General features: G+C 71.3%; 25 protein-coding genes. 18 read left to right on the forward strand and 7 right to left on the reverse strand.

The window, feature by feature from the left end:
- The first annotated feature begins 88 nt into the window (after nucleotides 1-88).
- Nucleotides 89-214: a hypothetical protein gene (locus E9934_RS20505; RefSeq protein WP_275106646.1), complete on the forward strand. Its 126-nt coding sequence runs from the start codon at nucleotides 89-91 to the stop codon at nucleotides 212-214.
- Between the two features lie 80 nt (nucleotides 215-294).
- Here E9934_RS20505 and E9934_RS16875 read toward each other — a convergent pair whose 3' ends face one another.
- Nucleotides 295-882, reverse strand: coding sequence for a transglutaminase domain-containing protein (locus tag E9934_RS16875; protein WP_136564071.1), 588 nt, complete (start codon nucleotides 880-882; stop codon nucleotides 295-297).
- 76 nt (nucleotides 883-958) lie between these two features.
- Here E9934_RS16875 and E9934_RS16880 point away from each other — a divergent pair, with 76 nt between their 5' ends.
- Nucleotides 959-2,380, forward strand: a complete 1,422-nt coding sequence (locus E9934_RS16880) for an HNH endonuclease signature motif containing protein (RefSeq protein ID WP_136564072.1) — start codon at nucleotides 959-961, stop codon at nucleotides 2,378-2,380.
- Nucleotides 2,381-2,553: 173 nt separating this feature from the next.
- On the opposite strand, the gene E9934_RS16885 is transcribed toward E9934_RS16880, so the two are convergent.
- Nucleotides 2,554-3,564: a sulfite exporter TauE/SafE family protein gene (locus E9934_RS16885; RefSeq protein WP_238695025.1), complete on the reverse strand. Its 1,011-nt coding sequence runs from the start codon at nucleotides 3,562-3,564 to the stop codon at nucleotides 2,554-2,556.
- Entirely contained in the window at nucleotides 3,564-5,450 is a 1,887-nt protein-coding gene (gene cysC / locus E9934_RS16890) for an adenylyl-sulfate kinase (protein ID WP_136564074.1), read from the reverse strand. Before cysC ends, E9934_RS16885 begins: the two co-directional genes overlap by 1 nt.
- A 147-nt stretch (nucleotides 5,451-5,597) precedes the next feature.
- On the opposite strand from cysC, the gene E9934_RS16895 reads away from it, so the two are divergent.
- The 3 genes from E9934_RS16895 (at nucleotide 5,598) to E9934_RS16905 (ending at nucleotide 7,185) form a co-directional block, all read left to right on the forward strand.
- The gene (locus E9934_RS16895; protein WP_136564075.1) at nucleotides 5,598-6,059 is read left to right on the forward strand and encodes a helix-turn-helix domain-containing protein; all 462 of its coding nucleotides are present in this window, start codon (nucleotides 5,598-5,600) and stop codon (nucleotides 6,057-6,059) included.
- Between the two features lie 5 nt (nucleotides 6,060-6,064).
- The gene (locus E9934_RS16900) at nucleotides 6,065-6,661 is read left to right on the forward strand and encodes a hypothetical protein (protein WP_136564076.1); all 597 of its coding nucleotides are present in this window, start codon (nucleotides 6,065-6,067) and stop codon (nucleotides 6,659-6,661) included.
- 215 nt (nucleotides 6,662-6,876) lie between these two features.
- Nucleotides 6,877-7,185 (forward strand): DUF2516 family protein, encoded by a 309-nt coding sequence (locus tag E9934_RS16905; RefSeq protein ID WP_136564077.1) that lies wholly within the window; start codon nucleotides 6,877-6,879, stop codon nucleotides 7,183-7,185.
- 53 nt (nucleotides 7,186-7,238) lie between these two features.
- Here the strand turns inward: E9934_RS16905 and manA are convergent, their stop codons facing one another.
- Entirely contained in the window at nucleotides 7,239-8,417 is a 1,179-nt protein-coding gene (gene manA, locus E9934_RS16910) for a mannose-6-phosphate isomerase, class I (RefSeq protein ID WP_136564078.1), read from the reverse strand.
- A gap of 66 nt (nucleotides 8,418-8,483) precedes the next feature.
- Nucleotides 8,484-9,383 carry a sugar transferase gene (locus E9934_RS16915; protein ID WP_136564079.1) on the reverse strand — a complete coding sequence of 300 codons (900 nt, stop codon included), beginning with the start codon at nucleotides 9,381-9,383 and terminating at the stop codon, nucleotides 8,484-8,486.
- A 52-nt stretch (nucleotides 9,384-9,435) separates the two neighbouring features.
- Here E9934_RS16915 and galE point away from each other — a divergent pair, with 52 nt between their 5' ends.
- From galE to E9934_RS16975, 12 genes are all read left to right on the forward strand, one after another.
- A complete protein-coding gene (gene galE / locus E9934_RS16920) occupies nucleotides 9,436-10,440 on the forward strand; it encodes a UDP-glucose 4-epimerase GalE (RefSeq protein ID WP_136564080.1) in 1,005 nt (334 codons plus the stop codon).
- Nucleotides 10,441-10,532: 92 nt separating this feature from the next.
- Nucleotides 10,533-11,381 (forward strand): N-acetylmuramoyl-L-alanine amidase family protein, encoded by an 849-nt coding sequence (locus E9934_RS16925; RefSeq protein ID WP_238695026.1) that lies wholly within the window; start codon nucleotides 10,533-10,535, stop codon nucleotides 11,379-11,381.
- 336 nt (nucleotides 11,382-11,717) lie between these two features.
- The gene (locus E9934_RS16930; protein WP_136564081.1) at nucleotides 11,718-12,677 is read left to right on the forward strand and encodes a glucosyl-3-phosphoglycerate synthase; all 960 of its coding nucleotides are present in this window, start codon (nucleotides 11,718-11,720) and stop codon (nucleotides 12,675-12,677) included.
- Nucleotides 12,671-13,540, forward strand: a complete 870-nt coding sequence (gene folP / locus E9934_RS16935; RefSeq protein ID WP_238695027.1) for a dihydropteroate synthase — start codon at nucleotides 12,671-12,673, stop codon at nucleotides 13,538-13,540. The genes E9934_RS16930 and folP overlap by 7 nt, the downstream gene beginning before the upstream one ends.
- Nucleotides 13,537-13,995: a class III extradiol ring-cleavage dioxygenase family protein gene (locus E9934_RS16940; protein ID WP_136564082.1), complete on the forward strand. Its 459-nt coding sequence runs from the start codon at nucleotides 13,537-13,539 to the stop codon at nucleotides 13,993-13,995. The genes folP and E9934_RS16940 overlap by 4 nt, the downstream gene beginning before the upstream one ends.
- Nucleotides 13,996-14,209: 214 nt before the next feature.
- Nucleotides 14,210-14,794, forward strand: coding sequence for a rhomboid family intramembrane serine protease (locus E9934_RS16945; RefSeq protein WP_136564083.1), 585 nt, complete (start codon nucleotides 14,210-14,212; stop codon nucleotides 14,792-14,794).
- Complete coding sequence (locus E9934_RS16950; RefSeq protein WP_136564084.1) at nucleotides 14,791-15,183, forward strand: VanZ family protein; 393 nt, start codon at nucleotides 14,791-14,793, stop codon at nucleotides 15,181-15,183. The genes E9934_RS16945 and E9934_RS16950 overlap by 4 nt, the downstream gene beginning before the upstream one ends.
- 73 nt (nucleotides 15,184-15,256) lie before the next feature.
- The gene (locus E9934_RS16955; protein WP_136564085.1) at nucleotides 15,257-15,913 is read left to right on the forward strand and encodes a SatD family protein; all 657 of its coding nucleotides are present in this window, start codon (nucleotides 15,257-15,259) and stop codon (nucleotides 15,911-15,913) included.
- A complete protein-coding gene (locus E9934_RS16960; RefSeq protein WP_202977367.1) occupies nucleotides 15,910-16,650 on the forward strand; it encodes a hypothetical protein in 741 nt (246 codons plus the stop codon). The genes E9934_RS16955 and E9934_RS16960 overlap by 4 nt, the downstream gene beginning before the upstream one ends.
- A gap of 33 nt (nucleotides 16,651-16,683) precedes the next feature.
- Nucleotides 16,684-17,466, forward strand: a complete 783-nt coding sequence (locus E9934_RS16965) for an enoyl-CoA hydratase-related protein (RefSeq protein WP_136564086.1) — start codon at nucleotides 16,684-16,686, stop codon at nucleotides 17,464-17,466.
- A 29-nt stretch (nucleotides 17,467-17,495) separates the two neighbouring features.
- Nucleotides 17,496-17,765 (forward strand): DUF2277 domain-containing protein, encoded by a 270-nt coding sequence (locus tag E9934_RS16970; RefSeq protein ID WP_136564087.1) that lies wholly within the window; start codon nucleotides 17,496-17,498, stop codon nucleotides 17,763-17,765.
- Nucleotides 17,740-18,585 (forward strand): Sir2 family NAD-dependent protein deacetylase, encoded by an 846-nt coding sequence (locus tag E9934_RS16975; RefSeq protein WP_193556921.1) that lies wholly within the window; start codon nucleotides 17,740-17,742, stop codon nucleotides 18,583-18,585. Before E9934_RS16970 ends, E9934_RS16975 begins: the two co-directional genes overlap by 26 nt.
- A gap of 174 nt (nucleotides 18,586-18,759) precedes the next feature.
- Here E9934_RS16975 and E9934_RS16980 read toward each other — a convergent pair whose 3' ends face one another.
- Both E9934_RS16980 and E9934_RS16985 read right to left on the reverse strand, forming a co-directional pair.
- On the reverse strand, nucleotides 18,760-20,835 hold the full coding sequence (locus tag E9934_RS16980) for a beta-propeller domain-containing protein (RefSeq protein WP_136564089.1): 2,076 nt from the start codon (nucleotides 20,833-20,835) through the stop codon (nucleotides 18,760-18,762).
- On the reverse strand, nucleotides 20,832-21,368 hold the full coding sequence (locus tag E9934_RS16985) for a SigE family RNA polymerase sigma factor (RefSeq protein WP_202977368.1): 537 nt from the start codon (nucleotides 21,366-21,368) through the stop codon (nucleotides 20,832-20,834). Before E9934_RS16985 ends, E9934_RS16980 begins: the two co-directional genes overlap by 4 nt.
- A 441-nt stretch (nucleotides 21,369-21,809) precedes the next feature.
- Between E9934_RS16985 and E9934_RS16990 the strand changes: the two genes are divergently transcribed.
- On the forward strand, nucleotides 21,810-21,940 hold a 131-nt coding region (locus E9934_RS16990; RefSeq protein WP_158295048.1), incomplete at its 3' end, for a GIY-YIG nuclease family protein.

The following is a 21,940-nucleotide window of genomic DNA, read 5'->3' on the forward strand; positions in this document are numbered from 1 at the left end:
CGCCGCTCCTCTCCTGACTCGTTCGAACTATGGAGAACGGTCTCATCGTCGGAGGTATTGAGTTGCCGGTTCGGCGTACCGTCGAACCATGGAGATCCTCTTCAGCCTCGGCGCCGCCTGGGTGGCCGCTGCCGCTGCCGTGACCTTCGGTCTCGCGCACGCGGCGACGCACACCCAGCCGTTCGCCATCGAGCGCGGACCGCGCCGCATCTGACTAGGTCAGGCACGCGATGTCCGAGGACATCGGTGCCGGCGGCCGCGCTCTGACGCGCCGCAACGGGCGTCGCAGCGGCCTCAGAGCTCGGCAGGAAGCCCGCGCAGGTAGAGGTCCGTGAGGTCGGCGGCGTTCCTCAATGCGTCGATGACCCGAGGGTTCGCCTCCGGGAAGACCTCGGGATAGTCCTGCTCGCCGAGCTCGACACGCACGGGCCAGGCGAGCTGCTCCGTGTCCAGACGGAATTGGGCGTCGACGCCCGGCTTGTTGCCGCGCGGGTCCTGGCGATGCCACGAGCCCTCGAGGTGGATGGCCACCAGGCCGTGGAGCATGAAGGTGGACTCGTCGTCGGTCAGCAGCTGATAGCAGAGCCCCGTCGGGATGCCATCGGCCCGCAGCAGTGCGGCCAGGAGATGTGCCTTGGGGTAGCAGAGGCCCGTGCCCTGCTCCAGGGCCTCCGACGCGCTGACGGTGATGCGGGGGTCCTCGGCATCCCAGGAGTGGGACACCTCGTCCCGCACGTGCTCGAACGCCGCCCGCCCGAAGCCGACGTCGTCCGGGTACGCGCCGCGTAGCTCGCGTGCGAGGTCACGGATGGCGGGGTGGGAGTGATCGACGATCTCGTCCTCGCCGAGGTAGTCCGCGGGATCGCCGGCGATGAGCTGCACGGGCTCAAGGTAGTGGACGGAGAACCGGGTGACCTAGGTATTGCATTCGAACACCAGTTCTATTAATATCCATCGTATGGACTCCCCGATCGCCCACGACGACCCGCCCGCCGGGTCGTTGCGCGCGGCCGGAGTCGCGGCTGCCGCGGGCGAGCTGGTCGCCACCGACTGGTCGGCGGTCCCGAGCGACGACCTGCCGGCGATGGTCGCCGACATCGCGCGGGCGCAGGCCATGCTCGGTGCGTCCCTGCTGGCCGTCGCCGATCGTCTCGGCGAGTGTGATGCCGTCCAGGAGCTCGGCTGGGCCTCGGTCAAGGACTTCCTCACCCACATGACGGGTGGGCACAAGGGATCCGGCAGCGGGATCATCCGGACGGCAGGTCGGCTTCGCCACCTTCCGGCGGTGAAGGAGGCGCTCGAGGAGGGCCGGATCTCGATGGACCAGACACGAGCCATCGCCACCCAGGTCTCCCGGTTTCCGCTGGAGCAGGAGATCCGCAGCGACATCGCCGGCATCCTGGTCGAGAAGGCCACCCAGGGGCTGGACGCGAGCGATCTCGTCACGAGCGTCCCTGCCGCGGTTCGTGAATACGACCCCGACGGGTCGATCCTGTCGCTGGAGGCGGACCGGGCGCGCAACGAGCGCAACGCCCATGCCAACCGGTTCCTCTCGTTCACCAACGACATCCACGGCGGCGTCAGCGTGCGGGGCTACGCCACGATCGAGGACGTCGAGCGCATCAAGACGGTCCTCATGCCGCTGTCTGCGCCGGTCGCGAGCGAGCCAGGGGCCTGCGGCGGGGTGCCCCACGTGCCGGGCGCGCCGATCCTCGACGACGACGGCCAGCCGATCGCTCGTTCGTCCTGCCCCGAGCCGGGATGCGCCCACGACGGCAGCGACCCCCGCGAGCACGGAGTCCGACTCTGGGACGCCCTCGTCGAGCTCGCCGAGCGGGCCCGTGCCACCGACGACCTCCCGCACGACCACGGCGCCCGGCCCCGGATCGTCGTGACTATCGACCACGAGCGGCTGCGCCGCGACCTCGCCGACACCAACTTCGTCCCGATCGACGACCAGGGTCGTCTCGGCTCGGGCCAGCTCCTCAGCGCGGGCGTCGTACGCCGGCTCGCCTGCGACGCCGAGATCCTGCCCGTCGTCCTCGGCTCCGAGAGCGAGGTGCTCGACGTCGGCCGCAGCCACCGCCTCGTGACACCCGCCCTCTGGAACGCGCTGGTCCTCCGCGACCGCCACTGCGCCTTCCCCGGCTGCAGCCGACTCCCGCTCGCCTGCGACGCCCACCACATCGTCCACTGGGCAGACGGCGGAGTCACCAGTCTCGCCAACCTCATCATGCTCTGCCGACATCACCACACGACCATCCATCGAAGTCCATGGACGGTCGCCATCGACCCGGCGACCGGACGCCCCGTGTGGACCAGACCACCCGGGGCCCGGATCGCACGCCTCGGGCCCATGCCGGCACCGCACGCGGCCTGACCTCCGGGCAACCCCGCAGGTTCCCATCCGAGCTGCCGATCACTCCGAATGACACCCGGAGCGGCAGGAAGGATCGACGATGGACAGCGCCCTGATGATCGCGGTGGCCGGATGGCTCGCCGTCCAGCTGCCGCTCGCCGTCCTCGTCGGACGAGGCCTCGCCCGCGCCGAGGCTACGAGCTGACGCCCTTGCGGGCGCTGCTCGGCGTCCGCTTGCCGTAGTCCTCGATCTCCGCGACGTACGGCGCCCCGAAAGCCGGCAGCCCGTGTCGCTTGCGCAACATCCCCCACACCAGCGGCACCAGGACCAGCATCGCCACGCCGACCGCCGCGACCGTCACGGCCTCGAGCGTGTCGTGCCCCTCGCCGTAGGGGTGCAGCCCGGCCTTGAACAGCAGCGCCACCCCCGACATCGTCAACACGATCACGATGCCCCGCCGGATCACCGACTGCGGCACCCGCGGCGCCAGCCGGGCGCCCAGCAGCGTGCCCGGCACCGAGCCCACGATCAGCGGGATCACCAGCTCCCAGTCCAGGCCGTGGATCGCGATGTTGGCGATCGCCGCGCTCAGCACCAGCGGCACCGCCTGCACCAGGTCGGTGCCGACCAGCTTCACCGCGGACAGGCCCGGATAGAGCATCAGCAGCGCGATCATGATGACCGAGCCCGAGCCGACGCTCGTCACGCCCACCAGCAGCCCGCCCAGCATCCCGACGAGCAGCGTCGGGACCGGCCGGATGCGCGGGTTGTCGTCGGGCTCCGCGCCGCCACGACGTACGCGGATCAGGTTGATGTAGAGCCGCAGCGCATAGGTCGACGCAGCGAACAGCAGCGCGATGCCGATACACAGCTTGAGGGCCGACTCCAGCTGGTCCGGATCGTCGGTCAGCCACTTCACCAGCCACGGACCGGCGAACGCCATCGGCACCGATCCCGCGATCAGCCACCCCGCCAACCGCAGGTTGGGCGAGCCCTCGCGGGCGTGGGTGATCGCCCCGCCCGTCTTGTAGACCGCGGCCGCGGTCAGGTCCGCCGTCACGATCGCCGCCGTGTGGCCCACGCCCAGGAAGATCAGGGCCGGCGTCATCAGCGCGCCGCCGCCCATCCCGGTCAGACCGACCACGATGCCGACGAAGAAGCCCGCGGCGGCGATCGAGAGCGCCGTCCAGGTCAGGAGATCCATCAGTCGTCCGCCTCGGGTCCGGTCAGGCGCCCGAGCACGGCATCGAAGAGAGCATCGATCTGGTCCGCCGATGCGTCCGCGGCGGTCCGTCCCCGACGGAACGGGTCGCGGATGTCATGGTGGTCGCTGGCGCCGGCCCGGCGGTGACCCACCGCGGTCACCAGCGCGCGACCGTTGAGGTCCGCGTCCACCCGCGCCACCGACTCGGCGAACTGGCCGAGGGTGAAGACCTTGCGGAAGGCGTTGGGGACCTCCTCCAGCACGTACTCCCGGTGCGAGGCCTCCGCCGTCAGCACCAGGTCGGCGCCGGCGATCAGCTCGCGGGTCAGGCGCTGGCTGGCGAACGAGTCGATCAGCTCGGTGCTCACCCCCCGCGCGCGCAGCGACTCCGCCATCGTCTCGTCGACCGCGTGGGCCCGGAAGCCGTGCGTGCCGGCGCTGATGAACTCGATCCGGTCGTTCGCGCCGGTCAGTGCCCGCGCCCGCAGCTCCATGTAGGGCGAGCGGCAGATGTTGGCGGTGCAGATGAAGAGGACGCGGAGGGGGGAAGGCGGGCTGGGAGCGGCCGCTGCGGGCGTCTCGATACGCCCGCTCGTTCCTCGCGGGCTACTCGACGAACGAACAGGAGAGGTGGCTGCGGGCGTCTCGTGACGCTCGCTGGCGCTCGCTCCTCGACGAACTGGGGAGTCGACGTCGATCAGGCCCTCGGTGCGCAGCGCGGCGATCACGTCCTCGAGGGCGTCGTCGATCGTGCGGCCGGTGGTGTCGACGCGGACGTCGGCGTCCTCGGGCTCCTCATAGGGGGAGGAGATGCCGGTGAACTCGGGGATCTCGCCGCGACGGGCCTTCGCATAGAGGCCCTTGCGGTCGCGGCGTTCGCACTCCTCCAACGGCGTGGCCACGTGGACGAGGAAGAAGCGGCCGCCGGCGCTCTCCACCATCTCCCGCACCTGCTGGCGGGTCTCGTCGAAGGGCGCGATCGGGCTGCAGACCGCGAGCCCGCCGTGCCGAGCGATCTCCGCGGCGACCCAGCCGATCCGGCGGATGTTGGTCTCGCGGTCCTCCTTGGAGAAGGTCAGTCCCGCCGACAGGTTCCGTCGTACGACGTCTCCGTCGAGGCTCGTCAACGATCGCTGGCCCTGCTCGAGGATGCGGTCCATCAGGGCTCGCGCCAGCGTCGACTTCCCGCTGCCGGACAGACCGGTGAAGAAGAGGACCAAGCCCTGGTCGGCGGGCTCCGGGTGCTCCTGCGCGGCGATGTCGGCCAGCTCAGGGATCACGGAGCCGCCCTGCACGAGCTCGACGATCGGGTCGGCGCCGGCATACCAGGCCAGGACCGAGGAGCGGAGCTTCTCGTCCTCGGGGCGGCCGTGGTCGGTGAGCGGGATCGCGACGACCTCCGCGTCGATCAGCGACGCGACGCGCTGGGCTGACCGCAGCAGGCCGACGGGGGAGACCGCCGGACGGCCGACGCCGACGAGGGCGGCCAGCAGCACCGGTCCCAGGCCACGGAGCTGGGCGAGCTGGGCGTCGGTGATCAGGTCGGTGACCGGGACGACGACGCGGCCGCCGTATTGCTGGCGGGCGACGTCGGGCGCCAGGTGCAGGCGCCGGAACGGGCCGAACTGGGCGTGCGTCAGCGGCTCGACGCTCAACCCCCGCAGGGTCTCTCGGATCAGCGCCAGCGGCAGACCCTCCGGGTCGACGATCTCCACGGGGTGGCCCTCGTCGAGGTGGGCGACGATCGCGTCCGGGAGCGCCAGCGTGATCGGGCTGCCCGGCTCGTTGAACCCGACGATGGGACCGGCCGCGCCGGAGGTCAGCAGCTCGAGGTCGTCCAGCTCCCGAGGCGTCGGGCAGTGCTGGGGAACGGGCGGAGTCGACACGTGCGTGATCGTACAGAGTCGAGTGAGTTGATCTGCTTTTGCAGATTGATCGGCGGAGCCTGTCGCTGCGGTCCTCGCACCTCGTGTGAAGGACCTCACGTGCTGCCTGCTTGCAGTTTGCTAACTATTGCAAGCATCATGGTGGACATGGCAATGGGCAAGGTCGGCAAGACCGTCGAGTCACTGGGCGACTACCTCAAGGAGCAGCGGGTCTCGTCCCGTCTGTCCCTGCGGCAGCTCGCCGAGCAGGCCGGCGTCTCGAACCCGTACCTCAGCCAGATCGAGCGTGGACTCCGCAAGCCGTCGGCCGAGGTGCTCCAGCAGATCGCCAAGGCCCTGCGGATCTCCGCAGAGCAGCTCTATGTCCGGGCCGGGATCCTCAGCCCGGACGACGGCGTGGGGGGATCGGTCGAGCTCGCGATTCTGGGCGACACCGGTCTGACCGAGCGGCAGAAGCAGTCGCTCCTCGATGTCTATGCATCGTTCCTCGCGCTCAACGCGGCCGAGGCGGAGGACTCCGAGGAGTCCACCGACGCGACCGAGGAAGAGCTGGCGCACGAGGACGCGCCGATCACCACCGAGACGAACACCGTCACCAACGAAGGATGAATTCCATGCCGAAGCTCGAGCTCCCCAAGATCGAGATCCCCAAGGTCGAGATCCCCAAGATCGACCTCAAGAAGATCGACCTCCCCGACGTCCCCGAGGTCGCCGCGAAGCCCGTCTACGCCACCGTCGGCGCGACCGACCTGGCCGTCGAGAAGGTCCGCGGCTACGTCGCCGACGTGCAGTCCAAGGTGACCGCCAAGGTGACCGAGGTCCGCAAGGACGTCACCGACCGCGTCGAGGCCGTCCAGGCCAAGGCCAAGGGCTTCGAGCTCCCCGAGCCGAAGTCGCTGCAGGACAAGGCCACCGCGACCATCGCCGACTTCCAGGCTGACGCCAAGGCCCTGCCGACCAAGGTCCAGACCTCCGCGAAGGCCGCCTACGACGAGAACCTCGACAAGGCCACCGCGCTCTACGCCGACCTCGCCAAGCGCGGCGAGGGCGTCGTCGTGAAGTTCCGCTCCGGCGAGACCCCGGCCCCCGCCCCGGCCAAGAAGGCGCCCGCCGCCAAGAAGGCCCCGGCGAAGAAGGCTCCCGCCAAGAAGGCTCCGGCCAAGAAGGCTGCTGCGAAGAAGGCTCCGGCCAAGAAGGCTGCCGCCAAGTGAGCTGACGCTCTCCGCCGTCCCTGAGACGGCCACGCCACGACCCCGGGGTATGAGCCCGGGGTCGTGGTGTTTTTGCACAGGTCATCGAGAAGCGAGCGCCAGCGAGCGTCACGAGATGTCTGTGGTCACCTCGACGAGGTCCGCACTGGGGTCTCGTGACGCCCGCTCGTTCCTCGCGGGCTCCTCGACCACCGGAGGCCGGTAGGCTGTGCGGCATGGGTGGGGGATTCGTGCCGGCAGTCAGCAATGCCGAGCTGTGGATCAACTTCGGCGTCGCCTACGCCCTGCTGATCATCAAGATCGTTGCCCTCGTCAGCGCCCTCGTCTTCTCCGCCGAGTCCTACGTCGCGGCCGACAAGCTCACCAAGACCACCTGGTCGGCGATCCTCGGCGCCGGTGTCGGCCTGCAGCTCGCGCTATGGCTGGGCATCGACTTCTCGATCATCAACCTCGCCGCCACCGTCGCGGCCTGCGTCTACCTCGCTGACGTGCGCCCCGCTCTGTCGGGGCTGCGCCGCCGCTGAGCGTCTCTTCGGTCGTCGAGACGGTCGCTGCGCAACCTCCTCGACCACCGGGATCAGATGAGGTCGTCGAGGCGGCCGGCGGCGCCGTCCGGGCTGTAGGCCTGGGCGACCTCACCGGTGCCGATGACCCGGATCTCGCCGTCGCCGGCGTCGGCATAGCCGGCGTCGCCGCGGCGGAGGTGGATCATCTCCTCGCGCTCGTTGATGAGCGCGACCTCGCCGCCGGTGCAGACGAGGAGGCGCTGCCCGCTCGCGGGGAGTACGACGCCACCCGGGTCGGCCTGCGAGCTCTGGGTCACCGACAGGGCGAAGTCGCGGCCCGGGGCGAAGACGTCGGTCGACGTACCGAACAGCTGCGGGGTGACCCGCGCGACGCGGGACATGCCCTCCTCGAGGCACTGCACGAGGCCGGCCGGGTCGACGTGCTTGCTGGTGAGGCCCGCGCGCAGCACGTTGTCGGAGGAGACCATCACCTCCAGGCACATGCCGGAGAGGTGGGCGTGGATGATGCCGCTGCCGAGATAGGCGGCCTCGCCCGGCTGCAGGGTGAGCCGGTTGAGGAGCAGGGAGACGACGACGCCGACGTCGCCGGGGTAGTAGTCGGCGATCTCCAGCGCGGTCGCGTAGGCGCGCTTGATGTCGATGCCCTCGCTGAGCGCGCGACGGCAGCCCTCGACCACCTCGGCGACCGCGTCGGCGCTCGGCGGGTCGAGGAGCAGGCCCTCGACGAGCTTGACGATGCCGGCGAAGCCGGGGTTGCCGCGTAGCTCCTTGGCCAGCGCGTTGGTGACCGGGTGCTGGATCGGCAGGAGCAGGCGCAGGATCTCGGCGGTGGGGCGGAAGCCGACGAGTGAGTCGAAGGTGGAGAGGGCGTAGACCATCTCCGGCTTCGGATAGGGGTCCTTGTAGACCCGCTCGGGGGCGTCGATCGCGACGCCGGCGGCCTCCTCGGCCGCGAAGCCGGCGCGTGCCTGCGCCGAGTTGGGGTGCACCTGGATCGAGAGCGGCTGGTTGGCCGCCAGCACCTTGAGCATCAGGCCCAGCTCGCCCGAGACCTCCGTCAGCGGCTCGCCCGAGTGGGAGGGGCCGAGGATCGTCGCGGTGCCCAGCGGGTGCGTGCCGACCCACACCTCGGCGACCGGCTTGCCGTCGCCCTCGCGGCGCTGGAAGCCGGGAATGTCGTCGATCGAGCCCCAGTCGTAGGACTGGGTCGGACAGCTGAGGACGAGCATGGAACCTCCGGTCGGGGGAGCCGACACGTTATCGGATCCGAGGGTGCCAGCGGCACCATGGCCGGGTCAGTACGCGCCGCGGGAGCTCGCGACGGCGGTGATGGTGCGGGCGAGGATGCTGAGGTCCTGCACCATCGACCAGTTGTCGACGTAGTAGACGTCGAGCCGCATGGCCTCCTCGGCCGTCAGGTCGCTGCGCCCCGACACCTGCCACAGGCCGGTCATGCCGGGACGGACCAACAGGCGGCGCGACATGCCGCCCTCATAGAGGTCGACCTCGCGCTGGACCTGCGGACGCGGGCCCACCAGGCTCATGTCGCCGCGCAGCACGTTGAAGAGCTGCGGCAGCTCGTCGAGGGAGAAGCGACGCAGCCACTTGCCGGGCTTGGTGATCCGCGGGTCGTCCTTCATCTTGAAGAGCAGGACGTTGCCGCTCTCCTCCTGCAGCGCCGCGAGCCGGTCCTCGGCGTCGGTGACCATCGTGCGGAACTTCAGGCAGTCGAACGTCTCGCCGTTGCGGCCCACGCGCGGCTGGCGGAACATCAGCGGGCCACGGTCGAAGATCCAGACCCGCGCCGCGATGAAGAGGAGGATCGGCGAGAGCATCGCGATCAGGGTCGCGGAGCCGACCATGTCGAACGCCCGCTTGCTGATCCGGCCGGCCTGCGCCCACCGCGGGTGGTCGACGTGGATGAGCGGGAGCCCGCCGACGGGGCGGACCCGCATCCGGTCCTGCGAGATGTCGGTCAGGCTCGGTGCGATCACCAGGTTGATCCGGTGCTGCTCGAGCTCCCAGCCGAGCTCCTTCATGTCCTCCGCGGACGCGGTCACACCGCCGGTGAGGAAGATGGTGTCGGCGCCCTGCGAGCGGGCCAGCGTGACGAGGTCGCTCGTCGGGCCCAGCACGGGGATCCCGGCGTCGGTCTCCTCCCGCAGCTGCTCGACGGGGAGCGCGGCGCCGATGATGCGGCCAAAGAACGCGAATCCTTAACTGTTCGGGCCCCGTAGTCTTGGTCACATGAAGGTCCTCGTCACCGGCGGAGCCGGCTACCTCGGCTCGATCACCGCGAAGGCACTGGAGGAGGCCGGCCACGTCCCGGTCATCCTCGACTCCCTGCTCAGCGGCCCGCGGCAGTACGTCGGCGACCGCATCTTCTATGAGGGCGACATCGCCGACCGGGAGCTGCTCGCCCGGGTCGTCGCCGAGCATCCCGACATCGAGGCGACCATCCACATGGCCGCCCGGATCGTCGTACCGGAGTCGGTGGAGCAGCCCTACATCTACTACCGCGACAACGTCGGCAAGTCGCTGGAGATGTTCGACGCGCTGACCGGGCTCGGCAAGCCCCGCATCCTGTTCTCGTCCACCGCCTCGCTCTATGCGCTCACCCCGGAGTTCGAGGTGACCGAGGAGGACGCGGTCGACCCGACCTCGCCGTATGCCCGGACCAAGCGGATGATGGAGATGGTCCTCGAGGACCTGTCGCGGGCGAGCGACCTGCGCGCGATCATCCTGCGCTACTTCAACCCGATCGGCGCCGACCCGGACCTCGACACCGGCTATCACCTCAAGGACGCGACGCACGTCGTGCCGCTGATGGCGCAGACCGCGCTCGGCTACCGCGACACCTTCACCATCACCGGCACCGACCACCCCACCCGCGACGGCACGGGGATCCGCGACTACATCCACGTCTGGGACCTCGCGAAGGCACACGTGCGGGCCATCGAGGAGTTCGACCACGTCCTGGAGCAGGTCGACGCGCCCTTCGCCTACATCAACCTCGGCGCCGGCGACGGCGTCACCGTCCGTGAGCTGCTCGCCGCCGTCGAGCGGGTCGTCGGCCGCCCCGTCCCCGTGACCGAGGCGCCGCCGCGCCCCGGCGACGCTGCCGGCGCCTTCGCCAACGCCGACAAGGCCCACGAGCTGTTGGGCTGGAAGACCGAGCAGTCGCTCGACGACGCCATCTCCTCCGCGCTCGCGTGGGGGGAGAAGCGCAAGGACGTGCTGGGCTACGAATGACCCCCTCGGTGGTGGTCGAGGAGCCCGCGAGGAACGAGCGGGCGTCACGAGACCCTCTGTGGTCGCCTCCGCCAGGTCCGCACAGGCATCTCGTGACGCTCGCTGGCGCTCGCTCCTCGATGACCGGGCTCCTCGTCGGGCTGCTCCTCCTGGCCGGCTGTGCGACGGACACCGACCCGGGAGGTACGTCGCCCGCGTCACCGTCTGCGACGTCGTCGGCGTCCGCGCGGGGCGTCGAGCTCTCGCCGGCCGTCCCGGCACGGCCGCTCACCGGCATGGTGGTCGTCCTCGACCCCGGTCACCAGCTCGGCAACGGGCATCACGGGGGCGAGATCAACGACCCGGTCGACGCGGGCGGTTTCGAGAAGGCCTGCAACACCACGGGCACCGCGACCGACGCGGGCTTCCCGGAGGCGACCTTCACCTGGGAGGTCGCGACCCGGATGCGGTCGATGCTGCGACGGCTCGGTGCCCGGGTCGTGATGACCCGCGACGGCAACAGTGACGAGGAGTGGGGGCCCTGTGTCGACGTGCGGGGCTCGATCGGCAATCCCGGTGAGGGGCGCCCGGTCGGTGACGTGCGGATCAGCATCCATGCCGACGGGGTTCGGGGCGACGCCGCCACCGGCTTCCACGTCATCCGTCCCGGTGGGCTCGACGGCTGGACCGACGACATCGAGGCGGACTCTGCCGTCCTCGCCGACGACGTGCGCGATGCCCTCGTCGCCGGAGGGTGGCACCCGTCGACGTACCGCGGCGTCGACGGCGTCGACGTCAGGACGGACCTGGGCACCCTCAACCGCTCCGACATCCCTGCAGTGATGGTGGAGCTGGGCAACATGCGCGACGCCGGGGAGGGCGCCGTGATGGCGACCTCGGCCGGGCAGGGTCGCTACGCCCGCGCCCTGGTCGCGGGCGTGCGCGCGTGGCTCACGCGATGATCGAGCCCCGGCCCGGATCCGGGTGACGGACGGCCCCGGCCGGTGGCACGACCGGGAGCGCATGTCGGAGCAGCGGTGGCCCGTCGGGCTCGTCGACGTGCCGGTGATGAGCCGGTGACGTTCGTCGACGCGAGTGCCGCTCGATGTGAGGGCACCGGCGCGGGCCGTACTTGAACAGGCAACGCATCTTGCGCTGCATCCTGCGGATGGTCATGTCGAGACTCCAGGGGGGAGGGAGCGCCCACGGACTTTCCCGAGAAGCTTCGACATTAACACCGTCGGAGGCGCCGTGGGACCGCTCGGGGCCATTGATTCCCGGCCGGTAGGTTGGCGACCATGTCGACCCGGGCGATCCGCGCAGCCCACTGGGACGACTGGTCCCTGGCGGGGCTGTTGGGAGCCAAGGGACAGCAGGGATCGACCGTCAGTCTCGTGGTCCCCGCCCGCAACGAGGCGGCCACCGTCGGCGCCGTCGTCAGCCGCGTGCGCGAGGCGCTGATGGAGACCGTGGACCTCGTCGACGAGGTCGTCGTCATCGACAGCGACTCCGACGACGACACCTTCGCGATCGCCGCCGAGGCGGGCGCGCGGGTGCACCGCTCCGCCGAGATCCGGCCCGACCTCGGCACCCACCCCGGCAAGGGCGAGGCGATGTGGAAGTCGCTCTTCGTGACCACCGGCGACCTGATCGTCTTCATGGACGCCGACCTCCACGACTGGGACACCCACTTCGTGCCGGGCCTGCTCGGTCCGCTGCTGACCGACCCCGACGTCCAGCTGGTCAAGGGCTTCTACGAGCGCCCCGGCGCCGACGGCCCGCTCGAGGGAGGCCGGGTCACCGAGCTCGTCGCGCGCCCCCTGATCGCGCTGCTGTTTCCCGAGCTCGGCGACCTCGTGCAGCCCCTGGCGGGGGAGTGGGCCATCCGCCGGGACTGGTTCGCCGGGCTGTCGGTCCCCACCGGCTATGCCGTGGAGCTGGCCGCCCTCGTCGACACCGTCCGCGCCGCCGGCCCCGAGGCGATCGCCCAGGTCGACCTCGGCGTCCGCGCCCACCGGCACCAGGCGCTGCGCGACCTCGGGGGGATGGCCACCCAGATCATGGCGGCCGCCCTGGCGCGGGTGGCTGGTGCGGTTCACCAACCGAATTTGTCGTCAGATGGTGCCCAAGAGGACAAATTCGGTTGGTGCGCGGCGAGCCAGGCGCCGGTGCTGCGGCAGTACGGTCGCGGGCTCACGCCGATCGAGGCCGTCGTACCGCTCGAGGAGCGACCTGCCGCGAGGGAGTACCTGTGCTGAAGCTCGGACGCCACACGTTCGCCGACGACCAGCCGTTGATGATGGCGATCGTCAACCGGACCCCGGACTCGTTCTTCGACAAGGGCGCCACCTGGGCCGAGGACGCCGCCTTCGCGCGCGTCGCCGAGGTCGTCGGTCAGGGCGCCGAGATCGTCGACATCGGCGGCATCAAGGCCGCGCCGGGCGTCGAGATCGGCCCGGCGGAGGAGAAGGCCCGCGTCGTCGACTTCGTCGCCCGGGTCCGGGAGACCTGGCCCGACCTGGTCATCTCGGTCGACACGTGGCGGGCCGAGGTCGGCGACGCCGTGTGCGCCGCCGGGGCCGACGTCCTCAACGACGCCTGGGGTGGCGCGGACCCCGAGCTGGTCGACGTCGCCGCCCAGTGGCGCGCGGCCCTCATCTGCACCCACACCGGCGGTGTCACGCCGCGGACCCGCCCCTATCGGATCGAGTACGACGGGCCGGGCGGCGTCGTGGCCGCGGCCATCGCCGATACGGTCGCCTACGCGGAGCGGGCGCTGGCCGCCGGGGTCGAGCGGGACTCGCTCGTCATCGACCCGGCCCACGACTTCGGCAAGAACACCTTCCACTCCCTCGAGCTGACCCGACGGCTCGACGAGATGGTCGCGACCGGATGGCCGGTGCTGGTGTCGCTGTCCAACAAGGACTTCGTGGGGGAGACCCTGGGCCTCGAGGTCGGCGAGCGGCTCATCGGCACCCTCGCCGCGACCTCGGTCTGCGCGCTCGCCGGGGCCCGCATCTATCGGGTCCACCAGGTCCTCGAGACCCGGCAGACCGTCGACATGGTCTGGTCGATCGCCGGCCGACGCCCGCCGCTGCGCGCGATCCGGGGGCTGCAGTGAGGACCGTGCTCGTGCCGGGCGTCCCGGCCCTGTTGAAGCGTCACGCCTCGCTGGAGGACCCGGTGGCCGAGCTGCGCGCGGCCTGCGCGACCGCGATCGGCCGGCTCGGTCCCCGCGTCCGCGTCCTCGCCTCCGGACCGTCGGCCGAGCGGGTCGGCAGCCAGCTGGTCTGGCAGGCCGGCGGGCTGGTCGTCGAGGACGACGAGACCGGCCTGCTGGTGGTCGGCAACGGCTCGGCGAAGCGCACCGAGAAGGCGCCCGGCCACTTCGACCCGCGAGCGGAGGCCTTCGACGAGGGCCTGCGCACGTCGTTCGCCGGGATCGACCCGGCCCTCGCCGACGAGCTGTGGGCCGACACCGGGATGCTCGGCATCCTGCCCGCCCTGACCGACGCCGAGGTCCTCTACGACGACGCGCCCTTCGGCGTGCAGTACTGGGTCGCCTTCTGGGGCTGATGTTCGGTCATCGAGGAGCGAGCGCAGGACCATCGGTCATCGAGGAGTGTGCGCAGGACCATCGGTCATCGAGGAGCGAGCGCCAGCGAGCGTCACGAGATGCCTGTGCGGACCTTGCGGAGGTGACCACCGGGGTCTCGTGACGCCCGCTCGTTCCTCGCGGGCTCCTCGACCACCAGCGGTGAGGGACCAGGGGTGCGCCACACTGTCCGCCATGGGTACGACGACGCGCAGCCGCCCCGAGTGGCAGGTGGCCGGTGTGGTGACGGCGGGATTCGTCGTGGTGCTGTGGGCGATCGAGGTCGTCGACGTCCTCGCCTCCCACCGGCTCGACGGCTGGGGGATCGAGCCCCGGTCGGCGGAGGGCCTCCTCGGGATCGTCGCCGCGCCGCTGCTGCACGGCGGGTGGGGGCACCTGATCGCCAACACCGTGCCGGCGCTGGTGCTCGGCTTCCTCGTCCTCGCCTCCGGTCTGCGCCGCGGGCTGATCGCGACCGCCGTCATCTGGCTGCTCGGCGGGCTGGCGGTGTGGCTGGTCGCCGGCGGCAACTCCGTGCACATCGGGGCCTCCGGCCTGGTCTTCGGCTGGCTGACCTATCTGATCGTGCAGGGCTTCGTGGACCACAAGCCGGGCGAGATCGCGATCGGCGTCGTCGTCTTCCTCGTCTACGGCGGCGTGCTGTGGGGCGTGCTCCCCGGTCAGCCGGGCGTCTCGTGGCAGGGCCACCTCTTCGGTGCCGTCGCCGGCGTGGTCGCGGCCGTGCTCGTCAGCGAGCGTCGCGGCGCGGCCCAGCGGTGAAGGACCTGCGCTGGCCGCTGGTGTGGCTCGGGGCGTGGCTGCTCCTGATCGGCGTCGTCGCGTGGCTGTCGCTCTCCGCACCGCCGCCGGCCCCCGACGTACCGCAGAGCGACAAGTGGCAGCACCTGCTCGTCTATGGCGCGCTGGCGCTCGTCGCGGTCCAGGTCTTCCGGGCCGGTCGCCCGCTGCTGCTCGCGCTGGCAGCGCTGGTCGCGGTCGGCGTCGTGCTCGAGGTGGCGCAGGGCACGCTGACGAGCGACCGGGTGATGGACGTGCGTGACGCGGTGGCCAACACGCTCGGCGTCGCGCTCGGCGGGCTGAGTGTGCGAACGCCGGCGCGCGACCTGCTGCGCGCCTGGGTGGGACCCCCGCCGGTGGCCGTGGAGTGAAGCCGAGGGCTTCAGATCGCCGAGATTCAGCGTCAGACTTAACATCGATCTACTTCAGTCATAGACTGAAGCGGTGTTCACCGTGATCGGCGACCTCGTCGACTCCCGTCGCCTGCCCGACCGGGCGGCCGCCCAGGAGCGCCTCGGCGACGTGCTCGTCAGCGTCAACGACGACCTCGCCGAGCACCCGCTTCATCCACCGATGAGCCAACCGCTGCACGCCACCATCGGCGACGAGTTCCAGGGCGGGGCCGACGACCTCGCGACCGCCCTCCTCGCCGGGCTCCTCGTCCGCCTGCGGCTGCTGCCCGCGATCGACGTGCGCTGCGGTTTCGGCCACGGCGAGATCACCGTGCACGACGCCACCCGCCGCCCCCTCCTCCAGGACGGACCCGGCTGGTGGGCGGCCCGCGCGGCCGTCGAGGAGCTGGGACGGCGCCGGACGGCGCGCAGCTGGTACGACGCCGGAGAGCCGTCGGGGACCTCTGATCCCGTCGCCGCCGGGCAGGTCGGGCAGATCAATGCCTTCCTCCTCGCCCGCGACGGTCTCGTGGACCGGCTCAACGATCGCGGTCGGCGACTGCTGGACGGCCTGCTGTGCGGCCTCACCCAGCGCGAGCTCGCCCGTCGTGAGGGCATCAGCGAGGGCGCGGTCTCGCAGCAGGTCGCCCGCGGCGTCGGCGCCGTGCGAGAGGCTCATCGCATGCTGTCGTCAGGAGCGCCCCGATGAGCCTGATGGTCCTCGGCGCCTTCCTCGCCGCGGTGGGCCTCGGCGACCTCGGCCGCGCCGACCACGGCCCGGTCAGCGGCCGTCGCCAGCTCGCCGTGGTCGCGACGGGAGCCGTCCTCCTCGGGACCTTCCTGCTGTGGGCGGGCGACTCCGGGCTCGGCGCGATCGCGCTGCTGGTGGGGCTCGTCGCCGCCCACACCGGCTGGGTCGTCGCGACGTCCGCGGCCCTCGCCGTCGGTGGCCCGGCCGCCCGCGGCTGGCGTACGGCGGCCTTCGCCTCCCTCGGCGTCGGCGCGGCGATCAGCCTGCTCGGGGTCGGTGCCCTCGAGCCGTGGGTCGAGTGGCCGACGTGGCTGCGCGACACGGCCCTCGGCCACTGGCCGGCTGCCGACGTCATGGTCTCGGCGGGCGCCGTCCTGCTCCAGCTCGCAACCGGCAACCTGCTGGTGCGCCTCGTCCTCGACGCGGTCGGGGTGCCCGCGGTCACCAACGAGAAGCGGCTCAAGGGCGGACGCCTGCTCGGACCGATGGAGCGGATCTTCATCGTCGGTCTCGGCCACATCGGTGAGGTCACCGCCGCAGCGATCGTCGTGGCCGCCAAGGGACTGCTCCGGTTCCCGGAGATCCAGGCGGGGGTGAAGGAGGGGCCGAGCGACGTGACGGAGTACTTCCTCATCGGCAGCTTCACCAGCTGGCTGATCGGCCTCGCCGGGGTGGCCCTCATCTACCTCGCGTGAAGCCCGAGGCTCGGCGTCACTGCGCTTCGGCGGGTGAGTGCTGACGACCTGCTGATCGACCGCGACCGGCTGGGTGCCGGTGTGCTCGAGGTGACCTTCAACCGCCCCGAGCGCCGCAACGCGTTCACCAAGGACATGTATCTGCGGCTGCGGGACCTGTGGGACGTCACGGCCCGCGACCGGGGCATGCGGGTCGTGGTGCTCCGGGGCGCGGGCGGCAAGGCATTCGCTGCAGGCAACGAGATCAGCGACTTCCTCGAGGCCGACGCCGTCGACTACGAGAACTGGATCCGGGAGATGTTCGACCGGCTCTGGGCGCTGCCGCAGGTGACCATCGCTGCGGTCGACGGGGTCTGCGTCGGCGGCGGTCTCGCCGTCGCCACCCACTGCGACCTGCGGGTCGCGACCTCTGCGTCGAGGTTCGGCTATCCGATCGCCCGGACGCTGGGCAACGCCCTGTCGGGGACGGTGCTCTATCGCTGCCAGGCCATCTTCGGCGAGTCCCTCACCCGCGAGATGCTCCTCGCCTCCCGGCTCGTCGCGGCCGAGCGCGCCTACAACGCCGGCGCCCTGACCGCCGTCGTCGACGACGCCACCGCGCTCGACGCCGAGATCGCCGCGCTCGCCGACGGCATCGCGCAGGCGTCCCGGGTGACGATCGAGACCACCAAGCACCAGCTCATCTCCCGCGCCCGCCCCGCCGAGTCCTCCATCGCCGGCGAGGAGGACCTGCTGCGCGAGGTCTATGGCGGCGCCGACTTCGCCGAGGGCGTGCGCGCCTTCCTCGCCAAGGAGCGACCGGCGTTCAAGGGCTGAGGGTCGCCGCAGCGGCGTACGGTTGAGCCATGTGCCGCAACATCCGCCCGCTCAACAACTTCGAGCCGCCGGCCACCAACGACGAGGTGACGGCGGCGGCGCTGCAGTTCGTGCGCAAGGTGTCGGGGACGACCAAGCCGAGCCAGGCCAACCAGGAGGCGTTCGACCAGGCCGTCGCGGAGATCGCCCACATCACCCGTCACCTCATCGACGACCTCGTCACCACGGCCCCGCCGAAGGATCGTGAGACCGAGGCGGCCAAGGCGCGCGAACGTGCCCGACTCCGCTACGGCGCCTGATCTCGTCGGCGCCGCGCTCGAGCGGTGCGCCGCCGGCCCGCTGGTCGTGCTGACCGGCGCCGGGCTGTCCACGGACTCCGGCATCCCTGACTACCGCGGCCCGCAGGCACCCGCGCGGATGCCGATGACCTACCAGGAGTTCGTGTCGGGTCCGCTCGCGCAGCAGCGCTACTGGGCGCGCAGCCACCTCGGGTGGAGCCGGATGCGTCGCGCGGATCCCAACCCGGGACACCGCGCCGTCGCGGCCCTCGGCGCCGACCTGGTCATCACCCAGAACGTCGACGGCCTGCACGAAGCGGTCGGCACACCCGGCCTGGTCGCCCTGCACGGACGGATCGCCGACGTCGTCTGCCTCGCCTGCCGTCGTACGACGCCGCGCACCGCGCTGCAACAGCGCCTCGAGGACGCCAACCCGGGCTGGGCCGGTCGGCACGCGGACGTCGAGGTGCGACCCGACGGCGACGTCGACCTGGACGACACGACGGGATTCGTGGTGCCCGCCTGCACCGACTGCGGCGGACCGCTGAAGCCGGACGTCGTGTTCTTCGGCGAGAACGTCCCGAAGCCGCGCGTCGAGCGGTGCTTCGCCGCCGTCGAGGCGCTGGCCGACCGCGACGGCACCCTGCTCGTCGCCGGCTCCAGCCTCACCGTGATGAGCGGCCTGCGCTTCGTGCGCCGCGCCGCCCAGCGCGGCATCCCGGTCGTGATCGTCAACCGCGGCGCGACCCGTGGGGACGACCTGGCGACCCACCGCGTCGAGGCCGGCACCAGCGAGTGGCTGCCCGCCCTCGCCGCCGCGCGCCCTTCGTTCGTCGAGTAGCAGGCGAGCGCCAGCGAGCCGCGTATCGAGACGACCGCAGCCCGCACACCGGACCGGGCCGGTCCCGGCACCGCCGCGCCGCGTCTCGATACGCCCGCTCGTTCCTCGCGGGCTACTCGACGACCGACGGGTGGCTTGACGACCGACGGGCTACTCGACGACGGAGGTGCGGGGTCAGAGCTCGAAGAACTCCGCGTCCTCGCCGGTGACCACCACGACCCGGCCGTCGGGCATGGGGACGGCGCGGACGTGGTCGACGTCGTTGCCGTACTCCACCTGCACCAAGCGCTCGAGCAGCTTGCCCTCGCGGACCTTGACCTCCGACACGTAGCCGACGCGGCGGCCGCCGGTCCAGCGCTCGACGACGGTCAGGATGATCCGCTGGTCGGGCAGCCAGGTGAAGGCGCGCGGGTCGACGGCGGCGCGGGCCTCGGAGCCGCGCGGGTAGTGGTGGACGTTCATCTGCCGCACGTTGGTGACGTCGCGGACGTTGAACAGCGCGATCTGCGCGCCCCAGCCGCGGCCGTCGGGGTTCGGGCCCTCGCCGACGCCGACCATGCGCAGCTCGCCGAGCGGGTTCAGGTAGGAGGAGAAGCCGGGGATCTTCAGCTTGCCGAGCAGTCGCGGCGTCGCGGTGTCGGTGAGGTCGATCGCATAGAGCGGGTCGATCCGGCGGAAGGTGACGACGATGGCGAGGTCGTCGAACCAGCGCACCGACTTGATGTCCTCGTTGACGCCGAGGTTGTCGAGCCGGCCGTGCTCGACGAGGCGCTGGCCGCTGCGCTCGAGGGTGACGACGGAGTTGAAGTTTCCGGTCTCGCTGGTGGGACCGACGGCCACGCGCAGGATGCCGTCGGCCTCGTCGATCGACCAGCGGTCGCGGATCGAGCCCTCGACCTTCCCCGAGGCGACGTGGGTCGCGGTGATGCCGTCGAGCTCGAAGTCGAAGACGTGGGAGACGCCGCTGGGGGAGTGGTCGAGGGTGGGGGAGCCCATGTCGCACCAGTCGATGCAGCGGGGCCACATCGTCGAGCCCCAGCCGCCGTCGGTGGCGAGGTAGAGGTGGTCCGCGGACTCGTAGGCGATGCCGATCTCGCCGGCCAGGCCGATCGCGTCGACCGTCCCGGTGGTGCCGGCATCGAAGCCGACCACGCTGGTCGTGCCGACGAACAGGTCGTCCGACGGGATCGCGACCTCGGTGCAGTCGAGCAGCTGCGCGGCCGTGCCGGCCTCGTCCGGGGTGCCGGCGGTGATGGTCGGCAGCCAGTCCTCGATGGTCGAGTCCTCCACCAGCGTGCGGTTGTCACGCTGGGCCTTCGCGGGGCTGACCTTGTCGCCCGGCGCCACGAAGTCGAGGTCGGGCAGGCCCGAGGAGAGGACGAGCCGCAGGTCGGCGCCGTGCTGACGGGCGGAGACCAGCGCGGCGTCGTACTGCACGTCGGAGGTGATCTCCGGCTCTGCCGGGTCCGCGATCGAGATGCCGAGGACGCGGGTGCCGCTCGCGTCCGCGCCGGTGTCGTCGACGCCGATCGCGACCACGGTGTCGCCGCTCAGCACGATCTCCGCGTCGGCGATGCCGGGCAGGGCGAGCGAGGAGAGCTGCTCGGTGGAGTCGCCCGTGACGTCGTACGTCGCCAGCTCGTCGTCGCGCACCGTCAGCAGCAGCTCGCCGTTGGTCTTGACCGTGTCGGGCTCGTCGACCGCCGCCTCCTGCACGTTGGTGCCGGTGTCGCTGTTGACCTGGCGGTCGGTCTGGGGGGTGGGGGCGCGGTAGCTGCTTTTCAGTGCCGTGCCATCGGCCGCTTCGGACTGCGCAGCGGTCGCCAGATCGCGAAGGAACACGTCACCGGTGAGGTGGAGCCTGTCATAGACCCCGTTGCCCCAGCCCCAGGCCGACACCAGCGGCAGCGCCCGCTCGACGTAGGTCTCGAGCAGGTCGTCGCACGACTTCGCCGGGGCCAGGTCGGCCTGGAAGGCAACCCGCTGCGGGAGGTCGCCGCTGCCGGGACCGCCGTCGCCACCGGGGCCGTCGCCGCCGGCGACCAGCGTGCCCGTGACGAATGCGCCGACGAGCGCGGTCGCCGCGGCGGCGGTGAGGACCGGTCGGGTCACCAGGCGGCGTCGGGCGCTGCCCGCGCCGCCGGCGCTGCCCGAGCCGCCAGCGCTGCCTGCGCCGGCCTTCGCGAGGATCGCGTCGACAGGGGGCTTGCCGGCGGGGTAGTCGTCCCACATCTTCTCGAGGTCGCTCATGACTTTCCTCCGGACAGGTCGATGAGATGGTCGTTGGCGGCCAGGTGGGCCAGGGCGCGCGACAGCCGGCTCTTCACGGTGCCGGCGGGGACGCCGAGCACGTCGGCGGTCTGCCGCTCACTGAGCTGGACGAAGTAGCGCAGCACCACCACGTCGCGGTTGGGCTTGGTCAGGGAGCCGAGGGCGCGGTGCACCGCGTCGGCGATCGCGATCCGCTCGGCGGCGTCGCCGGCGTGACCGGAGCGCGTGGCCCGGGGCTGGTCCTCGAGCGGCGAGGCGTCGTACTGCCGGTCCTTCCACCAGCGGGTGCGTCGCACGTCGCGCAGCCCGTTGAGCAGCATCCGGTAGACGTAGGCCTCCCGGTTGTCGGCCGACGACACCCGGTCCCACCCGGTGTAGCAGCGCACGAGTGTCGTCTGCGCCAGGTCCTCGGCCTCGTGCGGTCGCGCGCCGAGGAAGACCGCGGCGCGGACCAGTGACGGCCAGGCCTGGGCGACGTAATCGGCGTACGCCGCTTCGTTGTCTGGGTCCACGAGCTCTCCTGATCGGGGTGTGCTGAACCTACGACGGCCCCACCCGCCCCGAAGGTTCCATCCGCCGACCACCGATTTCTCGCTGGTGGTCGAGGAGCCCGCGAGGGACGAGCGGGCGTCACGAGACCTGTGTGGGACCCTGGCGGAGGTGGGCACAGGCATCTCGTGACGCTCGCTGGCGCTCGCTCCTCGATGACCTGTGGTCCTGCCCGTGCCTCGATGGCCGGGATGCCTTCTGGTGGTCGAGGAGCCCGCGAGGGACGAGCGGGCGTCACGAGACCTCTGTGGGGACCTGGCGGAGGTGGGCACGGGCATCTCGTGACGCTCGCTGGAGCTCGCTCCTCGATGACCATGGAACGTCTGCGCACCGAGATCACGCGGTGATCCCCAGGCTCGGGGGCGTCGGGTTTCCGCGAAGAACGACGCGGTGAGCGTCGGGTCATGGCGTGGACCTACATCCTCGAGTGTGCTGACGGCAGCTTCTATGTCGGCAGCACAACCGATCTGACTCTCCGGATCGAACAGCACAACTCCGGCTACGGTTCGGCTTACACCCGTCGCCCGGGACGCAG

It is taken from the genome of Nocardioides caeni, from assembly GCF_004912195.1.
GTDB lineage: Bacteria > Actinomycetota > Actinomycetes > Propionibacteriales > Nocardioidaceae > Nocardioides > Nocardioides caeni.